Here is a 14,416-nt window from a genome sequence, read left to right as displayed (position 1 = left end):
ATCGAGCTTCCAGCGGCTTATAATCAGGAATTCGCATCGTCATACTTCCATCGGGATCGATATCCCGAAAGATGGTTCGTTGGGAAAATTGAAGCTCTTCAGCTTTCTTGTTTATCCCCGCCCGTTATTTATCAACAACTTTCAGTACCGTAAGCTTGTATTTGGCTTCTCCTACCTGGATAATGCTATCATCCGGAATCTCAGCCTGCTTGCCGAGGCGGACAACAACCCGGCTGGTGTAGCCTTCCAGTTCATCCTCCATGCTGCCGCTTTGCTCTGGCTCCGAGATCGTTCCTGCAGTATTCTCCGATTCGGAGGTGCCATCATTGGCTGATCCGGTCTTTTCACTGCTGCCAGTATCAACCGCAGCCCCTGCATCGGGCGTTTCTTCATTCGAAGCTGCCGGTGGAGTTGCGGAATCCGCCGTTGGTGCATCTGCAGATCCCGTCGGCTGCGACGGTTCCCCGGCTTGATTGTCCGTCGTATTGTTTCCCGGCACATCATCGCTGCAGGCGGGAGAAAATTCAAGCTCCGTATATTCAATCGCTTCAGCACCCGGCGGCTCGATCGTTAATGAACCAGGCGCAAAACGGCTGCAAGCAGCCGCGTCCTTGAACAAGAAAACCAGGGAGGTTGCCGCCGCTTGCCCCTCGGTAGCCGGAGATTGCTCCGCATATACAACCGTATCTGATTCAACGACGCCTGGTTCAGTCGTTGGCTGCACCTCAGGCAAAGCCGCACCCTCTTGCTTCGCTTCCTCCTTGCCGGATAATGCGAGGAGCCCGGCGATCACCAGAACAATGCCTACTGCCATAATGGAAGTAAACATCGTCAATTTACGATTCTTGCGAAAAAATTTGGCCAGCGGCGAGGAAAGCTCCAGCTCCGCCTGCTTATATACAGCTGTAAGGGAGGTTCCCGACATATTGAGAAGCAGCTTCCGATTCGCCCGCTTTTTGAAAGCATTCCGGTCATATTTCAGAAAATAACCGATAATAGCTTTCGAGTACGCCGGCACGAAACCTCTTGGCCGCATGAAATCACGATGCTTCTCCGACCACTGAAAAAAACGGTACAGGGTCTCTTTATCCGGAGCGTTCTGCTCCATATATTCGAGCAGCCCTGCATAATCTACGGTTTCCATTTCAGGGCTGCGCAAATAAGCAAGCACGATCCGCGAAAACCCGGCGGGCTCCACCTGTCCAGCCAACAGCCGGCGGCCAATCCGCTGCACCCGCTCTGCCTCTGTCGAGGACAATCGATTGAATATTGCTGCTGTCGGCTCTGGCAGCGTGAACCATTCGTACAGCGTAAGCAGCTCATATGCGGCGGATTTATGCCCTGGAACCTGCAGTTGTACGTTCCAGCGCTGAATCTGATCCTTATGCTGAAGGAACTCCACAGATGCGAGCTGATCTTTGGAAAGCTTGTCCAGATCAAGACCGGCAAGCATCGCGCGGTAAACTTCAAGCTCCAGGTCCTGGTACAACTCAACATCTTCATGCGAAAGCAGCTGTTTCTTTATTCCTGAAGAGGCTTCATCTTTCAGCCTGCGCAGCTGCTCGAGAATCTTATCTGCCGCCGCTAACGAGTGATGCTCACGGGCGATCTTCTCCATCAACTGCTCGTGCGCAAGTGTATGGAATAATTCATAACGGAAAAGCCCCGGATGGACGTTTCCCCACTGCTCGATCAGCTGCAGAACGATTTGCGCTCCCCCTGCAGCCATAAGCTTCTTCTCCAGAAAGGGAATGAACAGGCTGTCAGCTGTTCGCGAATCCGTCAGCAGCTTTGCGAAGAATGATTTACTCAAGTCAGGACTGCTCTCTATGGTTGTATAGAAGGTCTCGGCAGTCTCAGGATCGTTTTTCCGATTCGCATTGTTAAGGGCCAGGATGAAAAAAGTAACCAATTTACTTTCGATATTATTTCCGTCGATGCGGTTATATTCCTTAAAAGCATCTGCAATGAACGGTTCCGGCACCTGGCCCTTCCGCAAACGATCAAATTCATAATCAAAACGGGACAGGAACAAATCATTCAACCGCAGTTTGGAATCCAGCGAACGGATTGGCTGTAAATAATCGATCAATCCCCGCAGCACCGCAGATTTATGCGTTTCGTACAGCGTATCGTTTCCTTGCTCAATTTGATAGATGACGCATAACTCATGATAGCTTGCCGCGGCGATTTGACGTTCCGGACCCATGTTTGCAAGCATCAGCTCGGCAAATTGGAAGAAGCTGTCCGCACGTTCAGGCCGCCCCAGATTGTCCCATGCGAAATCCAAATACGGCTGGTCCATACTTTCTAAATCGACATTCATGATTCGGCCGTTAACGAAATCAAACGTATAATCCTTCTCGATGCTCCGATCCCCCGGGCGCAGGCTCCCCTGTTCAACGAATGTAATGTGCACCGATTTCCGGCTTTGTGGCTCTTTTGCATAGGTGATAAAACCAAGCTGCTTGCGATAGGCGTAAGGCAAGCTTTGATAAAGCAGCGCCAGCAGCTGTTTGGCTTGAATAGAAACCTGCGCAATCGGCACATCGAGGGCAATGTAAATCTTCTTCTTGCCGCCGACTGCGGCCATTACCGCAAACAGCAGCTGCTTAAATGCCTTCTCTCCTATGTTCAACTGTTCCAACAAGGAACGATAGGGAAATTTAGCGGCTGCAGCCGATTGAATCGGCAGGCTGGCTAATTCTGCAATTTCCGTGCCGTTATCGATATCATAACGATCCGCGAAGTAGGCATGCAGCCAATTCTCATAATCCCTTTCGGATCCGCTTTCGTGACCGCTTGGTATGATATAGTTATGTGTGAAGAACGCACTGCGGAGCCCGGTGAAATCCGCTGCCTGATAGATGCTGCGCCCAAGCACAATATCGCCATTATCCAGATGGAGCAAATGCATCGTTTCGGGATATGCGGCTTCGTCCTTCTCGCCGCGCGCTGCCAGTTCAGCCGGGGCATCATAGACACATAACGGATGCAGCACTTTTTTGATAAAAGAAGGGTCTAAGCCGCTGGATTTGGCGATCGTATCATATCCTTCAGCAGACCTGAAAATACCGCGTCTTTCCCGTGCATACATCTGCTGCTGGATCATCCTGCCGGGGTTAGAATCGCGCACTATTCTCTTCTCCCCTCGATGTAGTTCAGCTTGTAAAGCAGCCAAATGAAGGGCTCGTCCACCCGGATTGGACTGACGACGGTCTGCAGCTTCTGATCCACGGGATTGCTGCCCAGTGCGGATACTGCATAATAAGCCGTGTCTTTGAAATAGACGTCCATAGTCCCTTTGAACGGCCGGTCGACCTTCTCGATGAAGCGGCGGATTTCGCCGTCGATATTTTCGAATTCCGTCAAGTTGAAGAAATTGCGGTGCACGATATTATTGAAAATATTGCTGTTCGATTTAATGTATTCGCCATCTTCATCCTTCAGCGAATGAAGCATGTCGCTTTTCGTCAGCACAACGGCTGTCGGAATATCCGTTTTATTATTTTCCTGATAAGCGATGAAATCGCCGAACATCGTCAGCACCACGTCGCGCGGCTCGTCGTATTGGGAGACCCATTCTCCCGGCTTGTCGCCGAGGTTCATTCTGATTTTCTCGCGGATCGATCGAATTTGCAGCGGATCGACCATCAGCAGAATGCCAGCCGAGTTCTTAATATGCTGGCCATGCAGCCCAAGATAATCCTGTTCGACCATACCCTCGCCTGCCACATCAAAGAACACGAGCGTAAGCGGCGGCTTCGTAACGTCTTTAAAGACGAATTGGAAGATAAACGGTTCCTGCATTTTCTCTTTCTGAGTGGAAGCAAGCAGATCGCCGCGCTCGAATAACGGTTCCTCGTAATTGGTGCGGAACTTTCGGCTGATCTCGGCGTTTAGCGGCATGCAGGCGGCATCGAAATGGTTCGCCGTCGTGTTCTGCAGCGTATGGATCAATGCCGTCATATAGACCGATTTGCCAACCTGGGACGCGCCTATTATGGAAATAATATTGCTGGGCACCTTGCCAGCCGTCACCGGAAGCTCGTTATGGCATCTCGGACAAAGCCTTCTGCGTGTCAGCTCGCCATAACGGTCATTGATCCCGATCAGCACATGGTCGGAGTAGATCCGATGCTCCTCGGGCACATCCTGCGGACGGAGCACCGCCTCCATATCATGCACGGAATCGAGGCCAAAGCGTTCGCGGTATTTGTTCAGTTCCTCGTCTTCGCCAAGCGCATAATCCTCATCGTCCTCACGGGAATGGGCAGCTCGAAACACGACATCTTCCGGCGTAAATTTGCTGAAGCAGTAGGGACAGACAATATCATAGAACAACGGCCGTTGCTTCGCCTCCGGCTTTTTTTTGAATAGATCGAAAATGCCCATTCGCTTCTTCCTCCTTCTCTTAGTAGTCTGGTGATTAGGCCGTGCATGCGGAAACGTCTTCCGATCGCTGTTGTACCCTTGAATTTTTGAATTTGGATACCTCTGGTGCAAAGCGGTTCACTATTTCTATTACGAACCGCTTTGCACCCTATGGGATAAATTCAGGGTACAAAGTCCGGAAGCGAATGCTTCCGAAGCAGCTTTCTTGCTGAAAGCTTGCAGCTAACGCTTCTCCAGATCGTTTTCCTCCTGCTTCGCCTATTATTCACCGGACTTCTAAACGGAAATCAACTCATAGATTTGCCCGTATTTCCGGCCATCGGTGAAAAACAACCGGATATGATCCTGTTTACCAACTTCAATGGCAGGCAGTACGTTCCTGCCTGCTGCAAATGACGCGACAAACGGATACAACAGACCGTCTTCTTTATTCACGGGATATCCACCCTGCTTTTTGACATAGCAGAGTACGTCCTTCGCGATCGGGACCTCTGACGTCACCTGAATTTGAATCGTTTTGAATTTTCTCCAAAAACCGCTTTTATCCGAAATCGTATAATATATTTTAGCCCTGCCGGAACTGATTTCGATGCTGTTCCCGCGATCCTGCTGCAGGACAAGCTGGGGGCCGCCGCTCCCTTCCTGGCAGGCATAAACCGTATAGCAATAACGCCCGATACCTTCAATCCGGCTGTGGTAGCCGTTATTCGCTTTATATTCCGCTCTCGTATACAGCTTCAGGTTGGCCGTATCTCCGGCGGCGGGCTCCGTTTGCTCTGCTGAAGTTTTCCGGATGTACACCGCATCTATGCTGCGCGGCCAAATCCAGCGCAGCGTGCACATGTCCTCTTCGACCTCGCGGGTCAAGCCGCTGATGACCGGAGAATCATGCTCCGCATCGATAAACCGCATTTATATCCGCCCCCCGCATCGTTTAAAATCCATGACTGCGGCTATCCTTTGTCCGTCCACCCATGCCCGCAGCGGGCATGTCCTTGCCGATTCGTTTTCTTCCGCCGCCACGGGGCCTTGTGCCGGAATTTTCGCTGATTGGAACAATGAGCGTAAATAATCCGATAATAGCCGCCAGTATAAGCGCAGCGTCAAAACGCCAGAATCCGTCCGTGAACCCATGCCCGGATAAGCCAGTATCCAGAATATAACCTGCCAGCAAACCGCCGACGAGACCGCCAGCGCCAAAGCTTACCGCCAGGAAGCGGTTGTCGAACAACAATCCCAGCGATACCCCGACAGTTATTCCGATAATGCCCAGCGACAATATACGAAGCAGCATGTAAAAGGTGCTGTCTGCTATCGCGTCTGTACGTTCTGTTAATAATGTCCGGCTATCGAGCTTATCGTATATATTTTGGAAGACGAGTGTCAGTCCCTTTGCTTCCGATACATCGTAATAGCTTCCTCCCGTGGAATCGGCCATTTGCTTCAGCAAAGCGGAGCCTCTGGCATCTGCAACGCTGAGACCAATCGTATTGACGGCGATTTGCTTCTCTTTATAAGTCTCGATCTGCTGATTAATACTCGATTCGCTGAAGCCGTCTGACAGTAGGATGACCATTGTGCCGCGATTGGCATTTTTCTGGCTTTCGATCGTTTTCAGCGTTTCCGCCAGTGCCAGGCTGAAGTCGGTTCCTCCCTCAGTCGGTTCGAGTGCATCAATGGCGGTATTTACTGACTGTTTGTCGGCCTCCGAGCGCAGACGAATAAAGGGCTGCAGCAATTCGGCGGTATTGCTAAAAACAACGACAGCCACCTGCTTGTCGCTTGTCATGTTCGTAATCAACTGCTTTGCCGCGGCATATCGCTCATTGTCCGGATCGTTCTCCAGCATGCTTCCCGAATTGTCTATCACAAGCACGATATCTTTCACCTGCTTCGTGCCTCCAAACTGCAGCCCGTAAATAAGCTGAAGCATACCGCCGACTATAAACAGCAATACAAGCGTTGCCGGCACGAGAAGCTTCCAGGATAAACCGGTATAGCGTTGTCTCCAGGAAGACCCGTTCAAACGGGGGGCAATCATTTCGGCAATCAGACAGGATAGTCCAATACACAATGCGAGAACGCCAAAATAGAGACCGACGACGATAAAACGCGGCCAATCTCCCAGCAGCGAGCTGAGCAAAACTTCGCCGACCGCGAATCCAATTGCTCCGCCTATTAAGCTGAACAACAGAAGCAGCATATTTATTTTTCTTTGCATGAATGACAGCCCCTTTCTGCTCTAGTTAATGGACCGCAGCGATTATCCATGTATCCCGGTTTAGCGAAGCTCAGGCAGAAGCGATGGATGAAGCGTATGGAATTCATATCCATTCTGTAAATAGGTCTCATAATAGACTTTGCCGTTTCGATAATACATCAAATCTTCCAAGTGAAAGCCGCCCATAATATTCAATTTCTCAACCCCGCTGCTGCGCTTCTCATGCACACAGCCCAGCTTGTAAATGCGGGACGTTTCGTCAACGCCAAGTGCATAGCGGATAAACTCGGTCTCCCGGTCTCCGAACAAGTATTTTTCCTCGTATCGGTGTTCATGTGTGTAATCGAGGAGTCGGATATGAATAACCGCGTTATCCTCAAGTGTCCGGTAGAGACGATGGAACAGCTCGTCCCTTGATAGAGCCTTGCGGTTGTTGTAATCAACAGATACATTCGCCCGCAGCAGAAGTTCCTCCTCAAAGGTCTGGGCAAAGGGCTCTGCGGTCAATATGAGCTTGCGGCAAACCATAGTCATTCGCTCTGCAAATGCTTGTCCGCCTTGCACAAGAAGCTCCAACACATTGCCCAAGTGCCGCTCCTCGAAGAATACCGATGCACCACGCTTCTCTTCGATCTCCATCATCGCATTCTCGGTAACACGCTCATAATATTCGAATATATTTTGTCCGATATAGTCATCTGCGGATTGAATGCTTTGCAGCGCCGCCGCCTTGAACTCTTCCGCAAGCGCCGACATTTGTACAACGCGGATTCGGTATTCCTCGTGCATATGCTCCAGCTCGCTCGCGAACCTCCGGACCAAGTCAAGCTCAGTCTCCAAACGCAGCAGCTTCCATTTCAGCAGATAGACTGTATCGAGAAAAGCGCGAATAAAGGCGCGTAAATTCTGCTTGTCCATAAATGGAAGCCGTTGAAATTTCAAGTCCTCGACGCGCATTTCCCGGGTTTGCTGAAGCTCATCCCGGGCGAGATCGATTTCTCGGACCAAATCTCGCATCCGCGAGCGCACGGCTTCCAGCACACTGCCTGCCTCATTCTTCTCGCCTGTCCACTCGGAAAGTTGATAAAAGCTGATCTGCGGTTGTTCCTGTATCGTACGGTTAACGCTTCGCCGCAGCTCTTGTGCAGCATTTGTCAACCCAAGACGTTCCTCGGCTTGACGAGTAAAATGATTTCGGAAGAAATTGTCGCAGCCTTCACCGAACAAAGCTTCTTCGGCCTCGCGCAGCGACATGCGCCGCAGCTGATCAAACCGGATGCCGCTAGTCAAGAGCCCCGTCATATCGGCCAGTTTATCCTCTTCCGGAACGAGGGCGTCCACCCGCGCCGCAAGCGCAGCGGAATCAAGCCCGAACAAGGCCAACTTCTCCTTCATGCCTGGTTCGGGCGCATTTTGCAGCCGCGCTTTAATTTGCTTGAGAAAATGGTACAGCACAGTTAAAGCAATCGAATAATTGGGACGCTTCACCTTAGCCAGCCCTGCCGAGACGAAACCCTGCCTGCCCGATTCGGACATCAGACTGTTTTTGAAAGATGAGTTATTGTAACTCACGTCATTGGACTGGACCTGGGCATCTTTCCTGTTCCTGTTCTTCAACAACAGAATATGGCAAATGATCTCATAGTTGTCCCTCATCCCGTTCAGGGTTGTAATCCCCCGCTCGTTGCGGTCGGATAAGACATAGACAAGGTCAAACAATGCAGACGCCTTATGGGTAACCGGAATGGATAAGCCGTCTCCGGTCATGAGCAGCGGCGCGGAGTACGAATAATCCGGCCGCTGCATGCCTTCAAGCTCCCTCAGGAAGCTGATTCCCGCCGCGCTGGCATATCCGAATGTCTCCGATTGCTCCCGTTCGGTAATCAACGCATACAGATCCATTTGCACCGATTTGAACAGCTGCAGAAAAATCGCTTGCGCAAGCAGCGATATTTCCGGTACAAGCACATTGAGCGGGTCGTCAACCCTTGTGATAACGGCCAGGTGAAGACGATCAAAGGAGGCGTACAGACGTCCGTAATCTGCAATCGTATCGCTGACCTGCCTCAGAGCCCGGTTAAGCTTGATTAAATAGCTTTCTTCTCCCTGGAAAGCGGCTCCTATGTCCTTGCGTCTTGTCCGGTTATCGCTATACCCCGTCGCTAATCCGGTTAGCCCAACCCGCATGACTTTGGGAGCGGATCGGCCATCATTATTACTGCTGTGTGTTGAAATGTGATCAGCCTGATGGCCACTTGCGACGCCGGCATCCGTTTCACCCGATGTTACATGAAAGTAAATAACCCCGGCATTGTTATCCCACTTCATTTCATTCGACTGAATCATCGGATCTATCGCATGCCCCGCCTCATCACCGATATATAGAAAGACGGTCGGATAATGAATGCTGCTCTGATCATCCTCAAGACCGCTTATTTGCTGCTCGGCTGCCGAATAGTCGGACGCAAATCGTTCCAGCATTGCTCTCATCACTATTTCAACTTCCTGCGAATTTCATTAAGCCTGGTTGTCATTTCCTTATAGAACCGGTGCAAATCGTCGCCGTTAGCCAGCTCGATCTTCTCATATTCAAGACGCTCGCGCGCATCAAGGAACGTGGCGAGGAGCTCCTCAAGCTTGGCCAGCAGCAGGGCCGTATCCTCCGTAGCCGTAAGTTCCGTTACCCGCCGCGCCGCTTTGCGCATGAGTGTGCTTCGGCTCTTGTCATCGAGCTTCCGGAAGCTCTCGAATACCTCATATTCGACATAGCTGCTGCTCTTCATTAAATTAGCGAAAGGCGGCCACGCTTCCTCTTCCGGCTCACGGTCGTACAAGTAGAGCGCGCCTTTCTTGGTGATCGTCTCCGTGTACAAAGCCTCGATAAACTGATCGAGCCATTTCTCCTCATCCTGATGCTGAAGAAGCAGCGCCTCAAGCTCAGCCGTCTTCGCCGAAATGGACTCGTATTTCGCAAGTTCCTCACGGACACGTGCAAGCAGCTCCGGCGAACGGATGAGATTTTCCTGCGCGAGCTCTTCGGTAAAGCTGCCGAATATATCCTTGGTTGATTCATGGTCCAGCCCTTCGGATAGAATCCGCTTCAGCTCATTCAACGCCCGTTTGACTTCGCCCAGATTCGGTTTATCCGCATCCAGCTGCATATTGAAAGGTTTTAGCGCATCAGACAGCTGAAATGGTTTCGAGAAACGAACGGAATATCGGCTGCTCGTGTTATTATCGATGCCTTTCTCTTCAATAATGCGGTAGCGTTCTGCTTTTCCAAACTCGGCGCGCACTCTTGAGTTATAGCTCTTCACGCGCGGATTGACGTACGTATCTCCCCAGGATTTCTCTGGAATCGGCGACGGCAAATACGTCCAATTGACCCGGTCCGTCTGTACAAGATGGCGTCCGATGCCTTCCTTGTCCAGAATCGTGCGCTCGTAGTTTTCCTCATATACCTTCAACGGAGTGTAAACAAACAAAGGCACGCCATTCCTCGTATTCAACCAGAATATCCGGTTTTTCACTTCACTTTCCTTGATTGTGAAATGGGATTTGCCGATCGAGTTATTCTGATAGTTCCGGATGCCACGCAAAATGCTGGGCGCCTGCACAGGCACCGATACGAAGCCCCATGATGGAACATGCAGATTGCCCGAGCTGTTGCTCAGATGGAATACCGGTACGGCTTCCTCATCCAGCTTGCTCGCAATATGGCGCTCGACAAATTTCTCAATCGATTCATCGTTCCCATACTTCATGACAAGGAATTCTTCCATTGATTTTGTAATCAGGTCGCCGAATTTATCGGTAAGAAATTCGGAGATCGAGCTGACGATATCGATTTCCTGTTCCTTCACCCACAAATTCGAATGGTCCAGCAGCTCCTGCGTGAAATCGCGGATCAGATCGTCCCCGTCTTTCTTATCCATTAAACGGCTGATCACATCGGAAATATCCGGCACGCCGACAATATTCCAATAATAGGTTTTGTTGCCTTTATGGTCGGCCTGCTCTTCCCCATTTGTGAGAAGGTCGCCGTTTTTGGCAAAAATCGAATTCAGCACGTTTAAAATTTCCGTGAACACATTATAGATCCGGTTGTTCTCGTTGTTCAGCAGCTGGTGCAGATCCTCATAAAATTCAATCAGCTGCTCCATCCGCTCAACATCGGCGTGCAGCCAGTATTCATTGATTTTCGCTTCAATATAGTTATTTTTCTTCTTATCCTTGGAGACAAAGGCGCTCTTCGCATCGCCCATGCGCTCCTCTGATTGTTCTCTGGCCGCTTCGATTTCCCGCGGCAGCCGAAGCAGTCCCTCGCGCAGCGTCTCAATATAAGAGAGCAGCATCTTCAGCAAACAAAAGCCTTTCTCGGTATAGATGAGACGGGATACATAGAACGGTCCCTGCTCAGGATGAAGAAACGTGCGCCGGATTTGTTCGGTAAATTGCCCGACAATCTCGCCTGGAAGCTGTTTTTTGGCTTTGATATATTCCTCGCGCGCACGGGCCAGAAAGTTTTGTTCCAGCTCGGTATCCATGTTCACGGCTTGCATTTTGATTACGTTGCTGTAGCTTAAGCGCTCGCTGTTCTCAAAACCCGGCAGCGGCTCGGGCACGCGTGAATCGAATGTTTTCATCATCGTATCGAGATCGATTCCAAGCTTGCGGGCAAACTTCTCCACATCGTCCTGGCTTGGCGCTTTCTCGAACATTTTATCCATTTTATTGAAGAGCCGGTAGGCCAGATACGTCGTCATTTCTTCAATCGGCAGAACCGCTGAGGAAGCTCCAATAATGTTGTAGTCGTAATTGGCCGGATACATCTTGTTCATTTGGGCGATGTTCGTCCGAATGTTGCTGATATAGTCATGAATGGCAAATTCTTCGCCGGACTGCTTTTCCTCGCTGGAAATAAAGTTCGTAATATTCTCCGCTGTCACATTCATGCAGTAATCATAGGCATTTTCGAGCAGCTTGCCTTCCGCATTGGTAGCTGAGATGAGATGGCATAAGTTGAATGGCGGAAGCGGCGAGTTAACGTTCAGAATGCTGCCGTATTGCTGCTTGAACCGTTCTCCGCGGCTGTCCACATTCATCCAGTAGTCCAGTTCTTTCAGTGCGGCATAGCCATTCTTCTTAATGTACTCGCGCGTATGATCGCTCAGGCTTTTATTGGCCAGATTAATATCCGGCGTGAACAAATAACCAAGCGTATTGACCCGGTCAATTCCCGCCGAGCCGTGATCGCGCTCAATGATGCCTCTGACGATATACGAAATATCGAGGAAGCAGCCGCTGCCCGTTCCGCCGGATAGGCCGGTTAGCAGAAATACCATCAGCTTCTTATTCGTGCCGACAGACAACGTCTTGATTTTTTTGTCGATGCTTTGCACGACCTGGTTGATCTTCGTAAACAACAGCAGCCGTCCTGCCTGGCGCACGCCGGCCGCACCGTTCATCCCATCGGTAATGCTCAGCTCCGGCGACAGCCAATCGGTAATGTAGGGCTCCAGGATACTGCGGTTTTGCAGCAGTCCTCCGACCTCGGCATTGGACAGCAGCACGAATTCATTGATCGGATCCAAACCAATCCCTCTATACTTCTTGTTGCGGTCCTGTTCATTTGTTTCAAAGGCAAGGAATTCCACATTGTCGGGTTTATCGCGTTTTCTTTTGGAGACCGGATCCGCCGGCAGCTTAAAGCGGCGGTTGATCTGATATTTCAAACGCAGCAGCGCATCGATGCCGGTGCCGCCCAGTCCGATAATCAAGATCGGGTTATCAATCGTATCCACCCGGATTTTCTCGCTGACAATACCTCCGCCGAGCGAAACGTCCAACTGCTGTATATGTTCCCTTACAATTGGTTTCATTTGTTATGACCTCCTCAGGTTATTTGCGTCTCTATTTATTGGGTTTGTACTATTATACGAGGTATTCGATAAATATGGTTTTGTCCACTTGCGCAAGCGTTACCGTAATGCGGTCCCCACTCTTCATTTCCAAATCGCGGGAGGCATCGACCGCCCTTCCCGACTTCTCAACCGTGCACGTGGAACCATTATGCAGCACAATGCGGTCGTTGCTGCCCGGTTTAAAGACCACTTTATCAGTCTCCTTCAGCTCAGGCGCCAGCTGCAGCAGCTGGTGGAGAAGCAGCTTTCCCTTGAAGGCGGACAATTTTTTGTACTGCGGTGAGGTTTTGTCGCCTGTATTTTCATCGCGAATTTCAATGACGAGTTGCCCGACAAAACCGCGGTTCGCCTGCTTCAAGAGCTTCAGCACGTAATAAGCAGCTACAAGCAAGACCGCAAGACCTGCAACGCCTAGAATGACAGGGACAACCGGAAACGGCTTCTTATCATTGCCAGCCGGCTGCGTAGTTGTTTGCCCCGATGTCCCTGCCTTAGCCGTTATGGTTACCGGATCCGTCTCGCGGAAGAAACTTGCCTCCTTGGCCTTCACTCTGATTTCATAGTCATGCTTCTCGGCCACCTTGTACGTTCCCTCGAAATGATCGCCGGCATTTTCCATCGGAAATTCCTGGGTTGTACCGGTATCCAAATCTTTAACGAGCAGCACCGCGCTCATGTTGCTGTATTGCGTCTTATCCTCCAGTTTTTTTCCGCCGCTAACCAGATAAGAGCTGAATGGCACCTTATCGCCCTGCGAATAGGTTGTCGATGCAAGGGGGTCTATCGCCAGAGTCAAATCATAGTTAAAGACGAGATTAATGTCGATTTTGTCGCGCTTCACGCCTTTGATCTGCAGGGTCCAGTCGCCCTCAGACGGCTTAAGCAGCTTGAGCAAGGTGTAGCTCTTCGACTTCGACAGCAGGACATTATCCGAAGGGATCGCAATTGAGCTGCCGGACGGATCGACAAGCTTCGCCTCAACAGGCTTGGCTGACATAATGGAAATGTTCGCTTCCAGCACATTCGCATTAGGCACGGAAATTTTCACGTTCTGGTAGCTTCCGTCCGCAGTAATGGAATCGACCGGCACAACGTTCAATTCCAGATGGCTGGCAAATATTTCGCTCAAGATATTCGGCAGATCATCTGCCGAGGCGGTAGCAAACGACTTGCCGCCGGTCAGATCCGAAATTCTGGCCAATGCCGCTTCATTCAGTTTGCCGTTCGCGTTCAGCCCAATCGTGTAAATCGGCACTCCGCTGTCATTCGCTTCTTTAATGGCCTTGTCCATATCCGCATCGGACTTGGCTTGTGTTCTGCCCGTACTGGCATTGAAATCGTTGTTGCCGTCAGCAAGCACAATGATCATTGGTTCGTGATTGGGATCGGCTCCATCGTCGAGAATTTGTATCGCTTCCTTCACGCCGACGGAGATATCCGTATAGGCGCCGCGGTTCAATTGGTCAATGAAGCTCTTGAGATTCTTTTTATCCGCTGACGACTTGATATTAAGCAGAGCCTTCTCACGCTCGATCTGATCGGTATAGGCCACGATTCCAACCTGATTGCCCTGCTCCGACAGCATATCGATGAACATCTTCATCGCTTCATTCCCGATTTTCCCCGGATCGCTTGTGCTCATCGATTTGCTCACATCGAGCACCAGCACCGCATCGATTTGAGAGGTATCCTGTCCTGCATGCACCGGGGATAAGCTGATGAAAGGCAGCAGCAGAACAGCGGCGGAGACCGCAATAATTTGAAGTGAAATACGTCTAAGTCGATTCATGTTTGTACTCCTTCGCGATAGGACAAGCAGATCTGTTATGCTGGTCCAATAGTCACGGTTAGTCACCGCTACCCTTATAATGATATA

Annotated in this window: 7 protein-coding genes; all 7 read right to left on the bottom strand. The window is 50.6% G+C overall.

Annotation, left to right across the window (positions count from 1 at the left end):
- Window positions 1-124: 124 nt before the first annotated feature.
- Window positions 125-3,136 (bottom strand): GAP1-N2 domain-containing protein, encoded by a 3,012-nt coding sequence (locus tag IEY46_RS08145; protein ID WP_188990823.1) that lies wholly within the window; start codon window positions 3,134-3,136, stop codon window positions 125-127.
- Window positions 3,136-4,395, bottom strand: coding sequence for a TRAFAC clade GTPase domain-containing protein (locus IEY46_RS08140; protein WP_188990821.1), 1,260 nt, complete (start codon window positions 4,393-4,395; stop codon window positions 3,136-3,138). Before IEY46_RS08140 ends, IEY46_RS08145 begins: the two co-directional genes overlap by 1 nt.
- A gap of 276 nt (window positions 4,396-4,671) precedes the next feature.
- Window positions 4,672-5,307, bottom strand: a complete 636-nt coding sequence (locus tag IEY46_RS08135) for a beta-mannanase (RefSeq protein WP_188990819.1) — start codon at window positions 5,305-5,307, stop codon at window positions 4,672-4,674.
- Between the two features lie 22 nt (window positions 5,308-5,329).
- Window positions 5,330-6,616 carry a vWA domain-containing protein gene (locus IEY46_RS08130; RefSeq protein ID WP_188990817.1) on the bottom strand — a complete coding sequence of 429 codons (1,287 nt, stop codon included), beginning with the start codon at window positions 6,614-6,616 and terminating at the stop codon, window positions 5,330-5,332.
- Between the two features lie 60 nt (window positions 6,617-6,676).
- A complete protein-coding gene (locus IEY46_RS08125; protein WP_188990815.1) occupies window positions 6,677-9,106 on the bottom strand; it encodes a transcription initiation factor TFIID in 2,430 nt (809 codons plus the stop codon).
- A 2-nt stretch (window positions 9,107-9,108) separates the two neighbouring features.
- Window positions 9,109-12,498 carry a tubulin-like doman-containing protein gene (locus IEY46_RS08120; protein ID WP_188990813.1) on the bottom strand — a complete coding sequence of 1,130 codons (3,390 nt, stop codon included), beginning with the start codon at window positions 12,496-12,498 and terminating at the stop codon, window positions 9,109-9,111.
- A gap of 52 nt (window positions 12,499-12,550) precedes the next feature.
- On the bottom strand, window positions 12,551-14,329 hold the full coding sequence (locus IEY46_RS08115; protein ID WP_188990811.1) for a vWA domain-containing protein: 1,779 nt from the start codon (window positions 14,327-14,329) through the stop codon (window positions 12,551-12,553).
- Window positions 14,330-14,416: the final 87 nt, after the last annotated feature.

The organism is Paenibacillus nasutitermitis (genome assembly GCF_014641075.1).
GTDB classification, from domain to species: Bacteria; Bacillota; Bacilli; order Paenibacillales; family Paenibacillaceae; genus Paenibacillus_Z; species Paenibacillus_Z nasutitermitis.
The sequence above is the reverse complement of the archived record's forward strand: the minus strand, read 5'-3'. Positions and strand labels throughout refer to the sequence as shown.